The organism is Streptomyces sp. NPDC000229 (genome assembly GCF_040300825.1).
GTDB lineage: Bacteria > Actinomycetota > Actinomycetes > Streptomycetales > Streptomycetaceae > Streptomyces.
Map to the genome: position 1 here is coordinate 1 of NZ_JBEPEL010000119.1, position 17,377 is coordinate 17,377.

The following is a 17,377-nucleotide window of genomic DNA, read 5'->3' on the forward strand; positions in this document are numbered from 1 at the left end:
AATAACAGCGGTCGTGGCGGGGGGTCGGCAGGATATTTTCTTCCTGCTCCCCTTGTGGCGGAGAACCACCCATGCCCGCGGAGCGGGATACCGCGCGGCAAGCCGCGCGGTAGTGACGGCTCCGCTGACGCTCCGCCAAATTCCCGCGCAAGCGCGGGAATTGAATTCCGCAAGCGGAATTCTGAAAGAGTGCTAATTCGCGCAAGCGCGAATTAGGAGCACCCGCGCAAGCGCGGGTGCCGAGGCTGGCGGCAAGGGGAGGGTGCATCACGCTCGCGCCTGTGTAGGGCTTGGGATTCCTAGCCCCCACCCTCGGAACGGATGTAACGAACCGTCGGCCTGTCGGGGTGCCGGCCCCACCGCAGTGACGGGTTCCGCTGCGCTCCACCCGGACCCCTCCCTCACTCTCCAACTCGCTCCGACATGTTCGCCGATACCCCGCCAGCATACAGCTCAACCGGCCCTCATGGGCTAGATAGGGTCATGTATCACTCTCGCGGGGTGAAGTTGGAGCACGGGTGATGCATCACTCTGGCAGCCTGTGTAGAGTCTGGGAACAAACACCACACCCCCCAGGCCGCGAACCTCGCGCGGGGTTCCCTTTCTGATTACGCGACACATTCCGCGAAAAGGAGAAACACGGGGCATGGCCGTGAAACTGCGTGACCATCAGGTCGAGGCCGTTGCCGCCATTGTGCGCGGCTTCGATATCCCGCCGGGCGGCATTCCCTGGAATGGCTTGCGCGGGCAGGTGCACGCCGCGTGTGGCACGGGGAAGACGATTATTGCTGCGGCGTCGGCTAAGCGGCTTGTTCCCAAGGGGCGCATTCTCGTTTTGGTGCCGACGCTGGATCTCCTGGCACAGACGGTGAAGGCGTGGCACAACGCTGGGCACAAGGGGCCGGCGGTTGCCGTCTGCTCGCTCCAGGACGACCCGGAGCTGTGGAGTCTGAAGGTGCGCTCCACTACGAACCCCGTGCAGCTGGCGCTGTGGCACGGCTCCGGGCCCGTCACCATCTACGCGACGTACGCGTCCCTGGGCGTGCTGGCGGAGGCGTTCGAAGGTGCCTTCGGCCAGAAGTTGGATCCGGTGGACCTGGCGGTGGTTGATGAGGCGCACCGGACGTCGGGTTCGATGGGTAAGGCGTGGGCGGACATCCATGACCAGACCGTCATCCCGGCGTACCGGCGGTTGTACCTCACGGCGACGCCGCGGATCTGGGAAGAGCGGCTCAACCGGGAGGTTGCGGAGGGGGTGCGGGACCCGCTGCCGCGTGAGATGGCGGCCTCGATGGATGACGAGAAGGTCTTCGGGTCCGTGCTGTACAAGCTCAGCCTGGCGTCGGCCGTCTCGCGCGGTCTGCTGGCGCGGTACCAGATCATCGTGCTGGAGCTCCAGGACCCCGTCGTCACCCCGGAGCGGCTGATGGGCGATGACCGGCACACCGAAGAGGTCCGCGGGCAGCGCATGGGGGCGCTCCAGGCCGCGCTGCTGCACACCATGGCGCAGCACGGGCTCCAGACGTGCATCACCTTCCACCACCGGACGATGGAGGCACAGGCGTACGCGGAGGGCCTGGAGCGGGTGGCGGCGAAGCTGCACGCGAACGAGCCGGAGAGGTACCCGAAGCGGATCTGGGCGGACTGGTTGTGCGGCGAGCACTCCGGCGAGCGTCGGCGGGAGGTCCTGGCCGGGTTCGGCTCCACCGCGCGGCGGGCGGTGCTTTCGAACTGTCGTGTCCTGGGTGAGGGCGTGGATATCAGGGCCGTGGACTCGGTGGCGCTGCTGGACCCCAAGGGGGCGCCGCACGACATCGTCCAGGCCATCGGGCGCGCTTTGCGGCAGAAGCCCGGTGAGGGGAAGTTGGCCTCGCTGATCGTGCCGGTATTCCTCCAGCCGGGAGAGAAGCCGGAGGACATGTTCACCTCGGGATCGTATCGCCCGTTGGTGAAGGTCCTTGAAGGTCTGCGGGCTCACGATGAAGAGGCCGTGGAACTGCTCGCCATTCCGCAGGAGCCGCAGAAGGACGTGGTGCAGCCGTCCGAATACATCGGCCCGTCGCCCGAGGAAGGTGGGGAAGAATCCCGTCTGCTGCTGCGTTTTGCCGCCCCGCGTGACCCGGTGATGGTCGCGGAGTGGGTCAGCTTCAACGTGATCGACACCGAGAAGCAGGACTGGGCGCGCGGCTGGGCAAAGCTCAAGCAGTACGCCGAGCGCGAGGGCCACGCCAGAGTGCCGTACGGGCACAAGGAGGGCGCCTACCCCCTTGGGCAGTGGGTCGCGGAGCAGCGAAGGGCGTACGGGGCGGGGCAGATGACCGGTCTGCGCGCCCGGCGGCTGGAGAAGCTGGGCATGGTCTGGAGCCTGGCGGATGAGCGGTTCCAGGAGAACCTGGAGGCGGCGAAGGCGTACTACGAGGAGCACTGGACGCTGTGCGCACCGCGGTCCGCCAAGGTGCTGGATCGGTTTGTGGGGCAGTGGTTGTCCAACCTCCGCCGCCCGGGTGCGCTGGATGGACACCCTGAGTGGAAGGCCGCGCTGGAGGCCGTGGACCCGGACTGGAACCCGGCCTGGCCGGCCGACTGGCAGCGGCACTACGCCGCCCTACGTGAGCTGGTGCGCGAAGAGAGCGACCCCTCGATCGTCACGCCGGGCGTCACCGTACACGGGATGGACGTGGGGAAGTGGCTGGCCAGGCAGCAAAGACCCGAAATCTGGGTCGGCCTGACGCAGGGCCAGCGCGAGCGCCTGGAAGCTGTCGGTGTTGTCCCGCCTGCCTCGGAACCGACAGGAACTGCTAATGCCTCCAAGGCTGTCTCTGGCGCGTTCGAACGGGGTGTCGCGGCTCTGACGCAGTACAAAGCGCGAGAGGGTGCTGTGGGGCCTGTCAGCCGCTCTCACATCGAGGTTTTGCCTGATGGGACTCAGGTGAAGCTGGGGCTATTTCTGTCGAATACGAAATCGAGGCGAGGGAAGCTCACTGCTGACAGACTCCAGACGCTGGCTGCGCTTGGACTCGACTGGGCAGCAGCGAGCATCTAAGACTCCCTGACACCAGAACATCGCGCCAAGGGTCGGCCACAACGCCATGGTGGTCGAGAGGGCTTGGGGCGGCTCAGCCCGCCTTCTGTCCTGGGTGCGGTGCGGCGTTTGCCGACCGCTTTTCCCACACCCGATGGACCGATAAGCCGTTCAGGTCTGTGTGCGGACTGCAGGTCGCGATGACGCGAGGACAGGGCAGACGAGTTGGTAGACGTGCTGTTCCTGTCTTCCGGCGGAACGGTGGGGTGTTCGAGTTGGCCGGCGGCTGCCGCCGGGGTGGCGTTCGAAGAGTGCCCACCGCTGAGACCATTCCCTGTCCGGCCAGGCAAGCACCTGGCGCCGGGATGGTGGTGGTCGTCGACCACCGGGCGGCTGGTGCACTACGGGTGCGCGTCGATGCGGCTGCACGTGACGCTACTCGACCGCGACCGGCGCGTCCGTGGTTTGGCCGCCCGGCCGCTTGTGCTGCGCTGGCGTGAGGAAGGCGGGGTACGGGTGCATGCCCCGCAATTGATGCTCCGGCTGGCCAGCGGGCAGGCGGTGCTGGCGGACTGCACCGCGAGGACGGAACTCTCGCAGCGGCAGCAGTACCTGGCGTCGGTGGTCGAACGGATGTGTGCCGCGGTGGGCTGGCGGTACTGGATGCTCGGGCCGGTGGACCTGGTCTACCGGCGCAACGTGACCTGGCTGTCCGGATACCGGCATCCGCGGCATCACGGTGGAGTGCAGCTGGCGGCGGCGTTGTGGGAAGCGTTCGGCGAGCCCGCGCCGCTGGGGGAGGGCGTGTGCCGGATCGGGGATCCGATACGGGTGTTTCCCGCGCTGTTCCATGCCTTGTGGACAGGTCGACTGGTGGCGGATTTGGGCGTTCCGATGCATGGACGGATGCCGGTGTGGGTGGGGGAGCCGGGATGAGCGCGGGCGGTGGTGTGGCTGGCGGGCCGGTGGTGGGGCTGGGATGCCGGGTGCGGTTCGAGGGGCGGACCTGGACAGTGGCCGCTCTCGTCGGCGGTCAGGTGCGGCTGGTCGCCGAGGACGGCGTGGTAGCGGCGCTGCTGTTGTCGTTGCTGTTCACCGGCGCGGACTTCGAGGTCCTGGAGGCTCCGCGGTTGTCGGGGGTTCCGCCTCTGGGCTTGCTGGAGTCGTTACCCGAGGCGGTGCGGGACCCGGCGCCACAGCCGCTTCTCATGGCCGACATCCTCGATCGCGCCCGGCCGGGAGCGGACCAGGTCCACAGTGAGCCTGTCCGCGTCCGGTGCCAGCAGCCGGCCCCACTGCCAGTACCGGCGCAGCTTGTGCACCAGGTCGTGCGCGTCCTCGGTACGGCGGTCGATCTCCAGCAGCATCACCGGCACCCCGGCCTCCGGCGCCCGCACCACCAGGTCCGCCCGCTGGACGTACCCGTCCGCGAGCCGGTGCGGAATCTCGGTGGCGAAGCCGAGCCGGTGCCCGGTCCCGGCACGGCGAAGTTCGGCGGCCGTCGTAGTGACCGCCGCGGAGTGGTCGTCGTAGCTGGCGCCGAGCAGCTCCCCGGTGACCGGGTCGTACTTCTCCTCACGCAGCGCCGAGACCCGTATGCCCTTCGGCTCCAGCAGCTTCTTCGCCTCGCCGTGTCCGCGCTTGGTCAGCACCCACACCTGCCGTTGGTCCTCCCGTACCAACTCGATCCTCACCAGCTGGTGGTCCTGAAGATCCAGAAGGGTGTCCCGTACGAGCTTGTCGTGCTGGTTGTCCGGCCGGGGCAGCTTCCACAACTGATCGGGCGTCGCCCTCTGGAAAATCCCCAGCGCCTGCAGCAGCTCCCTCCGCCGGGGCCCCGTCGAGTTCTTCCTATGAGTAGGACGCCTTGAGGCGAGAGGGTTGTCGGCGCTCCGAGGCCCTCTCCCCCGCCGGGCCTGACCTGCAAAAACGTCCGGCCCATGATGACGGGGCGCGGAGGGGGTGATGGAGGGTCCACGGAGGGGGGCTGCTCCCCCCCGGTCAAGGGGCTGCTCGGGCTCGTCTGCGGTGCTCGCCACAGGGCGCTCCTGAAAGGTGGGGCGGGCCTATCCCGCCGGTCACCTTCTACAGGTGCGGTTTTCGGCTCTCGCGTGACGCCGGCCTTGAAGAACCTCTCCGCCGTGACCGCATCGTGATTGTCCTGTGACATCGGATGTGGACCGATTGCCATCGATGTCGGACCGGCAGGGTCTTGAAGATTGCTGGATGTTGGCGTGTTCATGAGGAGATGCAGCGTGGATGAGGGGTTGATGCGCGGGGGGCAGAGGCGGGTTTCGCTGCTGTCGTAGGGTCGGTGGTCGAGGACTGGGCGCTGGGACCGGTTCCGTCGCGGAGGACAGGAGCTGAGTGATGTCGAGTGCCCCTGAGGCTTCGCCGGGTGAGCCGCGGCTGAGGCGGGTACCGCCGGCCGAGGTGGAGGCGGCGCGGATGGAGGCTGTGCGCCGCTACGACATCCTCGACACCCCGCCCGATGGGGCTTTCGACCGGGTCGCGGCGATGGCCGCCCGCCTGTTCGATGTCCCCGTGGCCAGCGTGACGATCGTCGACGCCGACCGGATCTGGTTCAAGGCCATTCACGGCCTGGAAGGGGTCACGCAGATCGGCCGGGACCCGGGACTGTGCGGGTCGGCGATCCTACGCGATGACGCGCTGGTGATCCCCGACACCCTTTCGGATCCGACCGCCTGCACCAATCCGCTGGTAACCGGTCCTTTGGGGGTGCGGTTCTACGCGGCGGCGCCGATCATCACCGCTGACGGCCACCGGCTGGGCACGGTCAACATCCTGGATACCAAACCGCGTCTGATCACCGAGGCCGACACCGAAACCCTGGCCGACCTGGCCGCGGTGGTCCTGGACGCCATGGAGCTGCGGCTTTCGGGTCTGCGGCTGCTGCGCGAGGAGCAGGAACGCCGCAAGGCGGAGGAGGAGGCGCGGGCGCGGGCCGAGCGGGACACAGAGGCGATCACCGCGTTCGCCACCACCCTCCAGCGCACCCTGTTGCCTCCTGCGCTGCCACCGGTTCCGGGGCTGGAGCTGGCCTGCCACTACCAGACCGACTCGCCCCGGGACGTCGGCGGTGACTTCTACGACGTCTTCTCCCTGGGCGGACAGCGCTGGGCGTTCTTCCTCGGGGACGTGTGCGGCAAGGGCGCCGAAGCCGCCGCCGTCACCTCACTGACCCGCTACACCCTGCGCGCAGCCGCCCAGCACCATGACAAACCCACCGAAGTCCTCGACGCCCTCAACAGCGCCCTGCTGCTCGACCCCTCGATGGGCAGCCGGTTCTGCACCTGCGTCTTCGGCACCCTGCAGCCCGCCCCGGGCGGCGGTTTCACCGTGACCGTGGCCACGGGAGGCCATCCCCCCGCCTTCCACATACAGCACGAGGACGACGGCGCGATGGTAGTGAACGGGATACGCCCCAGGGGCGGCATGCTCGTGGGCGCACTGGAAGGCGCCCAGTTCGCCTCCCACACCTTCCATCTCGCCCCGGGCCACGGCCTGCTGCTCTACACCGACGGGCTCACCGAGGCCCGCCTGCCGGACGGGACCATGCTGGGTGAGGAAGGCGTGGCCGCCTTCCTCACCACCCGCACCACCCCGGACGCCGGCCGCCTGATCGAAGACACCATCGCCCTCATCACCGACCTGCCCACCGCACCCGGTGACGACGTCGCCCTACTCGCGCTGTCCGTACCCCTGGCACCGGCCACTGAGCAGCCGGCCGCCGCATCGACGGCCCGCACCCTGGCCACGCCCGCCGCTGGCGCCGCCCGCGCCGACCAGAGCACTGACCCGTGACCGACGACCTCACCCTCACCACCACCCACACCGACGGACACCTGGCAGCCCTCTGCGTCGACGGAGAGATCGACACACACACCGCTCCCGCCTTGCGCAAAGGAGCACTCGACGTCATCGCCCAAGGACACCCGCACCTGATCCTGGACCTGACCGGGATCACCTTCTGCGACTCCTCCGGCTTCAACGCCCTGATCGGCATCATGCGCTGCGCGATGACCGCAAACGGCTCCCTGACCCTGGCCGCCGTGCCCGACCGCCTATGCCGAATGCTCGAGCTGACCGGCCTGAGCACCGTCATGCCGTCCTACCCCAGCATCGAGGCCGCGATGAACGCCCGCCTCACTACCACGCCCGAGCCCGCCTGACCGGCCAATCCAGCGGCCCGATCCAACTCTGGGGCAGACGCGGAAGCTGCCGCAGCCGAACTGCTGAAGTCGGCGTCCGTTCGGGACCGGGTGGCGCAGACGGCGATGGATCTCAGTTCGCTCACCGGCTTCGTCGGCCTTGGTGACGGAGAAACGACGGAGGAGTGGTACGCGCGGCTCGCCCGGTCCGAGGTGGAGCTGCTCAGCGTCACGGACGTCACGGGCCACGAGATCGAGAGAGACGTCTGGTACACGGCCAACGCGCAATGGTTGCTATACGGGCCCGCTGTCGACGAGGTGGAGGCACCGGTCGGCTACATCGCGTGTGTTTGGTCGATGAAGGTTCTGTTCTCCGCTCGCGACGACGCGGCTCCGACTCTGCTCACCTCGGAGGAGCCCTCACCACCTGACACCGGTGACGAGTCGTGCATGAGAATTCTGCAGGCGCTCAGGAAGCAGGTCGCTGACATCGTGGCGAGTGCCAAGCGCAGGGCTCTGGCTGTTCAGACCCCGGCTGAACGCCTGCTCGCCGAACAGCTTGCGCCCACCCTCGCGAAACTCGACACGGCCACCAACCAGCTCGCCCTACAGGTCGCCGCTCGGCAGGCTGCGCTGATCGATGGTCCAGTGCAGCGCCTCGCTCGGCAGATGGCTGCCGACCAGTTGAAACTGATCGACAGCCCACTGCAACGAGCCGCCCGCCAGGTGGCGGCCTCGATGCCCAAGCTGGACCTCGCCGTCGACTTGCACCAGCCAAGCGGCCGCGACGAACCCGTTGATGAAGGGGTCGAGCAGTCGGACTCATCGGATGCCTCGGAAACCCGCGCAACAGGGACAGAGGACGCGGCCCGCCGACGACGACCACGTAGGCGACTGACTACCGAGCCGCAGCCAGCCACCGCGTGACGAAGGGGGTCGCAGCGTCGTTGGACGGTGCGACCCCCCGAGCCGTGCCCCGGGGACGCCATTGCTGATCCCCCCGGGGCCCGTGGCGTGTTGGGATCAGATCTGCCCGGCCGCCGTGGTGGTGAGCCAGTCGGCGGCTTCGGCGTCGGTCATCAGCACCGCCTGGGCCGGGTGGGCGTCGCCATCCTGGACAACGTGGACGCGGCCCGGGAGCGGGCTGCTCTTGGGGGCGGGGTCGACTATCGGAGCGAGCCGCTGCCAGGTGCCGGCGCTAGCCCGGGCGAGGATGACGGGCACGCTGGTACGGCTGCGCTGCCGGGTGGGGTGGCTGCTGGATCAGGAGTACGGCGCAGGGGTGGTGGCTCTGCCTCCGGCGTCGACGTTCAACCGGCTGGTGCACGCGGTGGCCGACGGGCAGGGCCTTTTGGGGACGGCGGCGCAGCGGCGGTGGCATGCGTCGCGGCCGGCACCTCCGTTCACGCCGACGGTGGCACTGCGCCCGGGTGAGCTGGTGATGCTGGACAGCACGCCGCTGGATGTCCTGGCGGTGCTGGACGACGGTGTGACCGGCCGTCTTGAGCTGAGCATCGCGCTGGACGTGGCGACACGCAGCATCTGTGCTGCGGTGCTGCGGCCGGTGGGCACGACGTCAGTGGATGCGGCGCTGCTGTTGGCGCAGATGGTGGTGCCGACGGCGATGCGGCCGGGGTGGGACGCGGCGCTGTCGATGCAGCGGTCGGTCATCCCCTACGAGCGGCTGATCGCGTTGGACGCACGGCTCGAGGGGGCGGCTGCCCGGCCGGTGATCATGCCGGTGACAGTGGTGGTGGACCAGGGCCGGGTGTATGTGTCGGGTTCGTTCGTCTCGGCGTGCGAGAGCCTGGGGGTGTCGGTGCAGCCGGTGCCGCCGGCGAACGGCCCGGCCAAGGGGAACGTGGAGCGGACCTTCCGTGCCATCGCCGACGGGTTCAGCCAGTACCTGCCGGGCCATACCGGCTCGGATGTCTCCCAGAGGGGCGTGGCCGCGGGGCGGGATGCGTGCTGGGGCCTGGCGCAACTGCAGGAGTTGCTGGACGAGTGGGTCATCTGCGGGTGGCAGGAGCGCCGGCACGAGGCGCTGCGGCACCCGATGATGCCGCAGGTCGCCGTCTCACCCAACGAAATGTGGGCAGCTTTGGTGGCGGTGACGGGGCATGTGCCCGTGCCGTTGTCGGCAGACGACTACGTCGAGCTGCTGCCGCTGCGGTGGCAGGCGATCAACGACTACGGCATTCGCTTGGCGGTAAGCGAGCCGTGCGGGCTGCCAGCGTGGTTCGGCCGAACCTGGACGCGTGGTCGGACAGGATCGAGATCCGGGGCATCTCTGAGGTGATCGACAGCCACGACCTCCTGGCTGGCATCTTTGACGGAGAGCAGAACTGGCTCGTCGTCCATGTGCCCTGGCCTGACGAACCCTTCGGACGCCTTGTCAGCGCCGGCTCCAGATGAGGATGGCAGCAAGGTGGAGTGCGGCCTGGTAAACGATGGCGAGTTTGTCCGTCCGCATTGCGAGGCCACGCCACTGCTTGAGTCGGGCGATGCACCGCTCGACGGCATTGCGCTCCTTGTATGTCTCAGCGTCGAAGCGGGGCGGGCGGCCTCCGGCGCGGCTCGCCGCAGACGGTGGCCGATCTGGTCGGCGGGCTGCGGGATGACGGCACGGATGCCGCGTCGACGGAGGTGCCCACGGATCGCGCGGGAAGAGTAGGCGCGATCCGCAAGGACGACCGCAGGGCGGGTTCTTGGATGGCCGAGTCCGCTTCGCGGGATCCGGATTCCGGTCATGACCGCCTCGAAGGCCGGCGCGTCACCGGCCTGGCTTGCGGTGACGTGGATGGACAGAGGCCGTGCCCGGCTGTCACTGGCCAGGTGGACCTTCGTGCTCAAGCCACCGCGGGAGCGTCCGAGTGCGTGATCCTCGGGCTCGGAGCGGCCGGGCGCCCCCTTTTTCCTGGCTCCGGCCGAATGCTGGTGAGCCCGGCAGACAGTGGAGTCCACCGAGACTGTCCAGCCCACGTCGTCGCCGGCATCCGCCACTGCAAGGACAGCCGCGGGAATCCGTTCCCATGTGCCATCCACGGCCCACCTGATCAGGCGTTTGTGTGCGGTCTGAAAGGGTCTGAGCTCTTCAGGCAGGTCGCGCCAGGGCGAGCAGGTGCGGTACTTCCACGCGCTGGCTTCCAGGGTTCGGCGGTGGTCGGCCCACCGTCGTCCACGGACCGGATCGGCCGGCATCAGCGGCTCGATCCGGTCCCACATCGCATCAGTGATCACTAACCGGACAGACAAATCCGATCAACTGACCCACCCATCAAGGAGACACGCTCTAGCTCTGCGGGCCTGGAGATACAGGTCGGCGTCCCGTTCAGCGACGAGGATGGCGTGGCCGAGGATTTCGGCGATGTCTTGTAGTTCTTGGCCTGATTGAGGGGTGTATCGGTCGGCCGGCAGGCGAACGGTCAGTACGCCCAAGCGGTCTCCGCGTACGCTGACCGGCAGGTGCAGCCTCACTTGGGAGGTGTGCCGGTCGGGCTCGGCGTAGGGCTGCTGGGAACCGAAAGCGCGGCCAGGGGCGCCGGAGTTTACCGAAATCGGCTCGGTGGTGTAGGGGAGCGCGTAGACCGGCTGCAGTATGGTCATCGCGTAGTCCGCCATGAGGAGGTCGACGTCGATCGCCGCGAAATTTTCGGTGATCGTGTCTTGCGCCGCTTTCAGAAGAGCGTGTGGCTCTGCTTTGCGCAGCGCACGCTCGACCCCGGTTCTGCCCACCGTGGGTTACCGCCCATTCGGGAAGATGGAAGCAAAGGGAAGGAGACGGACTCTATGCCGCAGCGCCTGGCCGGACTGTCGAGTGTCACGTTGGCAGCCACTTGTTCCCAAAGCTCCTCCTGCGATAGCCGGGATGTTGCCGCACGGGCGGCCCGGGAGGTAGTGGATCTGCTTGAGGTGCTCTGGGGCCAGAACAGAGATGCGGTGACGACAGCCCTGTCTCAGCGTCGCAGCTGAAGGCTCTGTACGTTCTCGATCGCCAGGAGGGCAGCAATCTGAGAGGGCTGGGCGAGGTGCTCGGGTCGACGCCTTCGTCCGTCAGCAGGATGTGCGACCGCCTCGAGGCCCTCTGGTTTGTCGCGCGTTCGCCGAGCTCAGCCAGTCGCCGCGAGGTGGAACTGCGCCTGACAGGCCGGGGGCGGCCTGCCTCGCCGACCTGCGGGCCCGACGTGAGTCGGCCTTGTGGGAGGTCACCTCTTCCATGTCGCCGGCCACCAGGGCGGCACTTATACAAGGGCTGGTCGCCTTCCGCTTTGCCGCAGACGGCACCGCACCCGGCACGGGGCAAGCGGGGGCAATGGAGAGCGCATAACCGGAGCCGGTGACACGCAGCTGCCCTGTTCAACGTGCGCCTTTCCTCTCGTATCGCCTGCTCGCAGTCTCCGGCGTGAGGCAGTGTCCTGGCATCCAAGGTCACACTTCCGTCGGCCTGGCAAACCCCTAGGCCGAGGTCAGGGCTTGTCGGTGCCGAAGTGCCGGAGAAGCTCCTCGCGTAAGAGCGCAAGGGCCCGCGCGAAGGCCGTCATATCCCCATCCGGCATCTGCAGGACCGTGACGATGTGACGAAGATGCTGTGCCCGAGACGTGCGCAATTGAGCCCGCCCTTTTGATGTGAGCTCGACAACCACCCGTCGGCGGTCAGTGGCGTCCGGCTTCCTCACCAGCAGGCCTGCAACTTCCAGACGCCCGCACATACGGCTGGCCGTCGCGGGGGCGATCCCGAGCTTCCTTCTGAGCTCGCCCAGGGACAGCTGTGCGCCTTCTTGTACGGCGCTCAGTGCGCGTATGGTCGAACGAGGCAGGCCTGAGGCGGACAGTGCGGCCCGCTCGGACAGAGCCACCAGGGTCGCCGCCAGGTCGGCGGCGTGCTGCTCCTGCACCGGGGCGAGGGGTCCGCCCGAGCGCGATTGTGCCGCCTCGCTGTCGCCCATGATCCTTCGCGTGCGTGGGGATGCTTGTTCCCCTGGTGCCCCGCGAGGGTGCTCGTATGCGCACTGGGCCTTCCGGTGGTCATTTACCCTTGGCTAACATTTGTCGGACGACAACTGTTGTGGAGGTTGGATGGATATCGACGAGGCCGACGCCCGGCGCCATCTCTGCAGTGCGCTGCGGGGGCAAGCCGAGTGCGTCGCTGACCGCTGGGTGCAACTGCAGCGGGAACAAGCCGCGCTGGGCTCGGGGATGACCGAGGCCGAGCTGCGTGAGGAGGCTGATGCCCTGGTGGAGCAGCTCAGCTCCGGATTGCAGGGGAATCTGGCGGCAGATCATGTAGTGACCGCACACGCGGGTCTGCGCCAGGCGGTGATCGAGATGTCGCTGCGGCGGGCCCGTCGCGGGGCTGCCCCCACGGCCACGGCTCTGGCGGTGCTGGTGCTGAAGGAGGCCCTGCTGGAGGCCGTCCAGCGCGAAACGCGTGACGCCGCCTCCCTGTTCTCAGCGGCTCTGCTGATCAACCGGGTCCTGGACGCCGCCGGAGCCATGTCCTTTGCCACCTATGTGGAAGGACGTGAGGAGATCATCCGGCGCCAGAGCCGGCAGTTGCTCGAAACGTCGACTCCCGTGGTCCAGCTCTGGGACCGGGTACTTGGGGTGCCCCTGGTCGGCACGCTCGACACCTCCCGTACCCAGGTCGTGATGGAGAACCTGCTGGGCGCCATCGAAAGCGGGGAAGCCCGAGTAGCAATCATCGACATCACCGGTGTGCCCACCGTGGACACGGCCGTTGCCCACCACCTGATGCAGACAGTCAACGCCGTGCGCCTGATGGGAGCCGACTGCTTCATCAGCGGCATCCGTCCGCCCATCGCCCAGACCATCGCACAGCTGGGGATCGATCTGTCCGCGATCCTGACCCGCGCGACACTCTCCGACGCCCTTGAAGCCGCGATCGCCCTGATCGCCGCCCCCGCCGGCCAGACGATCCCGGTGGCGGGCCGATGACCGTCCCGGCAAGCAGCGGAGTACCGATCCTGCGCCTCGGGGACGTCCTGGTGACCGGGCTGCTCGACGAACTGGACGACAAGGCCGCCATGGCCTTCACCGAGGAGCTCACCGAGCGCATCGTCGCCGACCGGGCCACGGGGGTTCTCATCGACATATCCCGGCTGGAGCTCGTCGACTCCTTCGTCGCCCGCATCCTGATGGAACTGGCCACCACCGCCCGCCTCCTGGGCGCACACGTCATAGTGGCCGGCATGCGGCCTGCCGTGGCCATCACCTTGGTGGAACTCGGCCTTGAGCTGCCGGGCGTGGAGACCGCCCTCAACGCGGAACAAGGCATGGCCGCACTGGGATGGCAGCGAAATCCACCCAGCAAGGCGGCCGGACGGGAGGCGGCGCATGCGCCCTGGCGATGACCCCTCTCCCGCCCTTGTCACCATGGAAGACCTTCCTCCACGGCCTGCGGTCACCAGCTCCACCGCCCACGGACTTGGCAGTGGAGGGGGAGAGACAACTGGTGCGCCTGTGGCCAGTCATCATCCGATCGGCAGCGAGGAAGACCTTCTCACCGCACGCCATGCGGTGCGGACAGCCACCCTGGAAGCCGGGTTCGCCCTCGTGGACCAGACCCGTATCGTCACCGCCGCGAGCGAACTGGTCCGTAACGCCTACATCCACGGCGGCGGAGGCACCCTCACCATCGAGCTGATCCGGCAGGCAGACAAACGGGGCCTCCGGCTGACGGTCACCGACGACGGTCCAGGCATCAGCGATCTCGACGCCGCTTTCGCCGACGGCTACACCACCGGGACGGGCCTGGGGCACGGCCTGGGCGGCGCGCGCCGCCTCATGGACGACTTCCACATCCACACCGCCGAGGGGCAGGGCACGACCATCATCGCCACCCGTTGGACCACTCAGCCATGAACACCCCCTTGGAGCAGCGGCCCACCACCCACGTCCCCCTCGACCACCACAGCGCTGTCCAAGTCGCTGCCGACCAGGCCCGCGCCCTGGCACGGCGATGCGGCATGACGGGATCCCTGCCTGAGCAGGCGGCGGTTCTGGCCAGCGAACTCGCCAGCAACATCGACAAGCACGCCCGTGGCGGAGCCCTCTACCTGCAGCCGGCCCCGCTGCGCGGCGGCGTCGACATCATCGCAGCCGATCACGGGCCCGGTATCGCCGACATCCCGCTGAGCCTCACCGACGGCTACAGCACCGCCGACACCCTGGGCGCGGGGCTGGGCGCGGTGAACCGTATAGCCACCCGCTTCACCATCCGCTCCAGCCCCCAGCACGGCACGCTCGCCCACGCCTTCCTTGCACAGCCCAATGGTGCACAGCGGCCACATCCTGATGCCGGAGCCCTGTGCCTGAGCGCACCCCGAGAAGCCGACTGCGGCGACGGATACGCCATCACGCGGCACGGCCACACCCACACAGCCCTCGTGGTCGACGGCCTGGGCCACGGGCCACACGCCGCCGAAGCCGCCCACCAAGCCCTGCGCGCCTTCCATGCGCACGCCCAAGCCCCCCTCACCGACATACTTCACGCCCTGCACACAGCCTTGCGCCCCACCCGTGGTGCAGCCGCAGCTGCTCTGCGCATGCACGCAAATCGCGCGGAATACTGCGGAATCGGCAACATCCGAGCCACCGCTCACTCCGTTCACGGTATACACAGCCAGCACACCGGCCAGGCAGGCATCCTCGGTCACCACGCCCCCGCCCCACGCGTCCAGCACGTCGACCTGCACGACGCCACTAGCCTCATCGTGCACACCGACGGCATCGACCACCGCTGGACACACACCCCTTCGGCCGCCCAACTGCACCTGCCCCCCTCACTCCTGGCCACGCACCTGGCCCACACCCACCGCCGATACCGCGACGACGCCACCGTCCTCGTCTTCGGCGCCCTGTAAGGGGTTGTATGACCCGCGACACCGTCCGCACGCTGCGCGCTTTGCGCGGCACCGTACGCCGCATCGCGATCACCCATCACCTCCAAGCCGAAGTGCGAGCCCGCCTCGTACTCTCCCTCAGCGATCTATGCGCCACCCCCCTGAGCACAGGACGACTTGTCACCCTGACTTCCGCCCGGGAGACCGGGCACGACGGCTCGCACATCCTCACGCTCCGCTTGTGCTTTCTAGGGCGAAGCATCACCCAGGTCACGATGCGGCGCCTGCCACTGCCCGGCGAAGTCACCCCCGACGGCGATCTCATATGGCGTCTTGCCATCCCTGCACGGCCACCAGAACCGAACCGGACCACTCCACCCCCTCCCGCCTTCAGCCCAGGCCCAGCAATCGCGCTGCCAACCCCCACGAGCCCTTCCGCGTCCGACATGGCACTCGTCGAAGAGGAACTGCGCGCGGCACTCAACCACGCCGACGGCCTGGCCGCCGAACTGCACCTGCTGGAACGGGAGCTGGCGGAGACCAACAGCGGCGTCATGGCGCTGTACATCCAGTTGGAAGAACGCGACCAGGCACTGCGCCGCTCCCACGGCCAGGTGCTGCGCGCTCTGGAAGACGCCCTGCGTCCCAGACCGCTCCACGTCGACGGCCTCGAGCTGGCCGTCCATTACGCCCCGGCCAGCGACGACTCCCCCACCGGCGGCGATCTGTACGACTGGTTCACCCTGCCCGACGGCACCATCCACATCACCCTCGTCGACGCCCTCGGACACGGCGTCACCAGCACCCGCACCGCCCTGGCCGTCACCCACGCCGTGCGCACCCTCGCCCTGGAAGGCCACCCGCTGGACAGCATCGTGGCACGCACCGACGCCATCCTCAGGCCCTACGACCACGACGTCATGGCCACCCTCCTCCTGGCACGGCTCAACCCCACCACCGGGCACCTCGCCCTCGCCAACGGAAGCCACCCCCCGGCACTCGTCGTACGCGACGACCGCACAGTCCACTACCTCGAAGTACGCGGCCGGGGCGTCGGCTACCCCTCACCAGGAAGCGACCGCGTCCTGACCACAACCCTCCACCCCGGTGATCTCCTCCTGCTCTACACCGACGGACTCACCGAAAGCCGCCGAGACCCCCTCGAAGGAGAAGCACGGCTCATCGAAGCCGCCCGCCGTCACCAGCCCCACCCCACCGCCATCATCCCCAGCGCCATCGCCTCAGACATGCTCACCAGCGCCCTCCACAACGACGACACTCTCGCCATCGCCGCCCGACTGCTGCCACCCCCGCCGGGAACACACGAACATGCCCAGCCCCAGGGGATCCCCAAGCCTCGCAATATGCAGGGAACCGCTGCTGGGCGACCTGGCGCCACACCACCACTTCGCCGTCGAGGACCGGGCCGTGCGGCAACCGATTCGCAGCCATGACCAGATCGGGGAAGTGCCGCTGGATCAGCGAGCCGCGGCGCGACTGGAGCAGGTCGGGCCGCCCGGCAAAGCTCATGACGGCGCACCACGACAAGCATGATCCCTCATCACTTGATCACCTTTGAAGACGACCCCTAACGCGTGTTGCAGAAGGCTGTGTTCGGGCAGGTCAGGGTGGGGTTTGCGGCGGGTCTGATCATGCGGCGAGGGCGGGGTTGTGCATGTGGGCGACGGCTTGGACGGCGTGGTGGAGCCCGTTGCCGCGCTGTCGGCAGTCGCGGAGGATCTTGTAGTGCTTCATGCGGGCGAAGGCGTGTTCGACGCGGGCCCGGACCCGTCGGTGCTCGGCGTTGTCCTCTTCCTCGCCTGCCAGGAGTGTCCGTCCGGGGCGTTTGCGGTGCGGGACGACGAGCCCGGTGTTGATGTAGGCCCCGTCGCCCAGCACGGTCGCGCCTTCACCTTGCTCGGCCAGGCCGGAGTCCCGCCACGCCTTCGCGTCCGCGGTCGTCCCGGGAACCGGCCTGGCCGCCGCGATGACGAGCTTGGTGTCGGCATCAATGATGACCTGCACGCTCGCGGAGAACCGGTAGTTGCGTGAGGAGGCTCCGACCGTGCGGCCACGGACCGGGATCAAAGTGCCGTCCACGATCCACAACCGCTCGACCACATCGGCAGAGCGGGTGGCCAGCTCGATGGCCAGGAGCGGCCGCAGCCGCTGGATGACCCGGCACACCGTTGCCGGCGAGACGCCGAACAGCGGCGCGAGCTGCCGCATGATGAGGTTCGTACGGTAGTACACCGCGACGAGCAGCACCCGGTCGGCCAGCGGCAGGCACCACGGCCGACCACCGCCAGGACCAGATCGGA

General features: G+C 68.3%; 18 protein-coding genes. 12 read left to right on the forward strand and 6 right to left on the reverse strand.

The window, feature by feature from the left end; translation table 11 throughout:
• Positions 1–646: 646 nt before the first annotated feature.
• Both ABT360_RS33260 and ABT360_RS33265 read left to right on the forward strand, forming a co-directional pair.
• The gene (locus tag ABT360_RS33260) at positions 647–3,043 is read left to right on the forward strand and encodes a DEAD/DEAH box helicase (protein WP_351825043.1); all 2,397 of its coding nucleotides are present in this window, start codon (positions 647–649) and stop codon (positions 3,041–3,043) included.
• A 276-nt stretch (positions 3,044–3,319) separates the two neighbouring features.
• The gene (locus tag ABT360_RS33265; protein WP_351825086.1) at positions 3,320–3,958 is read left to right on the forward strand and encodes a TnsA-like heteromeric transposase endonuclease subunit; all 639 of its coding nucleotides are present in this window, start codon (positions 3,320–3,322) and stop codon (positions 3,956–3,958) included.
• A 230-nt stretch (positions 3,959–4,188) separates the two neighbouring features.
• Here ABT360_RS33265 and ABT360_RS33270 read toward each other — a convergent pair whose 3' ends face one another.
• Positions 4,189–5,061, reverse strand: a complete 873-nt coding sequence (locus tag ABT360_RS33270) for a replication-relaxation family protein (protein ID WP_351825046.1) — start codon at positions 5,059–5,061, stop codon at positions 4,189–4,191.
• 331 nt (positions 5,062–5,392) lie between these two features.
• Here ABT360_RS33270 and ABT360_RS33275 point away from each other — a divergent pair, with 331 nt between their 5' ends.
• The 3 genes from ABT360_RS33275 to ABT360_RS33285 all read left to right on the forward strand — a co-directional run bounded on the left by ABT360_RS33275 (position 5,393) and on the right by ABT360_RS33285 (position 8,121).
• Positions 5,393–6,847, forward strand: a complete 1,455-nt coding sequence (locus tag ABT360_RS33275; RefSeq protein ID WP_351825049.1) for a PP2C family protein-serine/threonine phosphatase — start codon at positions 5,393–5,395, stop codon at positions 6,845–6,847.
• A complete protein-coding gene (locus ABT360_RS33280) occupies positions 6,844–7,215 on the forward strand; it encodes an STAS domain-containing protein (protein ID WP_351825052.1) in 372 nt (123 codons plus the stop codon). Before ABT360_RS33275 ends, ABT360_RS33280 begins: the two co-directional genes overlap by 4 nt.
• 90 nt (positions 7,216–7,305) lie before the next feature.
• Positions 7,306–8,121 (forward strand): hypothetical protein, encoded by an 816-nt coding sequence (locus ABT360_RS33285; protein ID WP_351825055.1) that lies wholly within the window; start codon positions 7,306–7,308, stop codon positions 8,119–8,121.
• 96 nt (positions 8,122–8,217) lie between these two features.
• Here the strand turns inward: ABT360_RS33285 and ABT360_RS33290 are convergent, their stop codons facing one another.
• Positions 8,218–8,418 (reverse strand): hypothetical protein, encoded by a 201-nt coding sequence (locus ABT360_RS33290; RefSeq protein ID WP_351825058.1) that lies wholly within the window; start codon positions 8,416–8,418, stop codon positions 8,218–8,220.
• On the opposite strand from ABT360_RS33290, the gene ABT360_RS33295 reads away from it, so the two are divergent.
• The gene (locus ABT360_RS33295; protein WP_351825061.1) at positions 8,408–9,493 is read left to right on the forward strand and encodes a hypothetical protein; all 1,086 of its coding nucleotides are present in this window, start codon (positions 8,408–8,410) and stop codon (positions 9,491–9,493) included. The two genes, ABT360_RS33290 and ABT360_RS33295, sit on opposite strands and share 11 nt — an antisense overlap.
• Positions 9,494–9,589: 96 nt before the next feature.
• Here ABT360_RS33295 and ABT360_RS33300 read toward each other — a convergent pair.
• Positions 9,590–10,419, reverse strand: a protein-coding gene (locus tag ABT360_RS33300) for an IS5 family transposase (protein WP_444852371.1) whose coding sequence is annotated in 2 segments (ribosomal slippage) — positions 9,590–9,771 and positions 9,771–10,419 — 831 coding nt in all. Because the reading frame shifts where the segments join, the coding sequence is not laid out codon by codon here.
• A gap of 36 nt (positions 10,420–10,455) precedes the next feature.
• Positions 10,456–10,929 carry a hypothetical protein gene (locus ABT360_RS33305; protein ID WP_351825063.1) on the reverse strand — a complete coding sequence of 158 codons (474 nt, stop codon included), beginning with the start codon at positions 10,927–10,929 and terminating at the stop codon, positions 10,456–10,458.
• Positions 10,930–11,204: 275 nt separating this feature from the next.
• On the opposite strand from ABT360_RS33305, the gene ABT360_RS33310 reads away from it, so the two are divergent.
• Positions 11,205–11,534: a MarR family transcriptional regulator gene (locus ABT360_RS33310; RefSeq protein WP_351825092.1), complete on the forward strand. Its 330-nt coding sequence runs from the start codon at positions 11,205–11,207 to the stop codon at positions 11,532–11,534.
• Positions 11,535–11,660: 126 nt separating this feature from the next.
• On the opposite strand, the gene ABT360_RS33315 is transcribed toward ABT360_RS33310, so the two are convergent.
• Positions 11,661–12,140, reverse strand: coding sequence for a MarR family winged helix-turn-helix transcriptional regulator (locus ABT360_RS33315; protein ID WP_351825066.1), 480 nt, complete (start codon positions 12,138–12,140; stop codon positions 11,661–11,663).
• A 130-nt stretch (positions 12,141–12,270) separates the two neighbouring features.
• On the opposite strand from ABT360_RS33315, the gene ABT360_RS33320 reads away from it, so the two are divergent.
• The 5 genes from ABT360_RS33320 to ABT360_RS33340 all read left to right on the forward strand — a co-directional run bounded on the left by ABT360_RS33320 (position 12,271) and on the right by ABT360_RS33340 (position 16,510).
• Positions 12,271–13,149, forward strand: coding sequence for an STAS domain-containing protein (locus ABT360_RS33320; protein ID WP_351825071.1), 879 nt, complete (start codon positions 12,271–12,273; stop codon positions 13,147–13,149).
• The gene (locus ABT360_RS33325) at positions 13,146–13,565 is read left to right on the forward strand and encodes an STAS domain-containing protein (protein ID WP_351825074.1); all 420 of its coding nucleotides are present in this window, start codon (positions 13,146–13,148) and stop codon (positions 13,563–13,565) included. The genes ABT360_RS33320 and ABT360_RS33325 overlap by 4 nt, the downstream gene beginning before the upstream one ends.
• Positions 13,566–13,674: 109 nt before the next feature.
• On the forward strand, positions 13,675–14,076 hold the full coding sequence (locus tag ABT360_RS33330; protein ID WP_351825077.1) for an ATP-binding protein: 402 nt from the start codon (positions 13,675–13,677) through the stop codon (positions 14,074–14,076).
• A complete protein-coding gene (locus ABT360_RS33335) occupies positions 14,073–15,077 on the forward strand; it encodes a SpoIIE family protein phosphatase (protein ID WP_351825080.1) in 1,005 nt (334 codons plus the stop codon). Before ABT360_RS33330 ends, ABT360_RS33335 begins: the two co-directional genes overlap by 4 nt.
• A 425-nt stretch (positions 15,078–15,502) precedes the next feature.
• Positions 15,503–16,510, forward strand: a complete 1,008-nt coding sequence (locus ABT360_RS33340) for a PP2C family protein-serine/threonine phosphatase (protein WP_444852370.1) — start codon at positions 15,503–15,505, stop codon at positions 16,508–16,510.
• A gap of 196 nt (positions 16,511–16,706) precedes the next feature.
• Here the strand turns inward: ABT360_RS33340 and ABT360_RS33350 are convergent.
• On the reverse strand, positions 16,707–17,377 hold a 671-nt coding region (locus tag ABT360_RS33350; protein ID WP_351825083.1), incomplete at its 5' end, for a transposase family protein.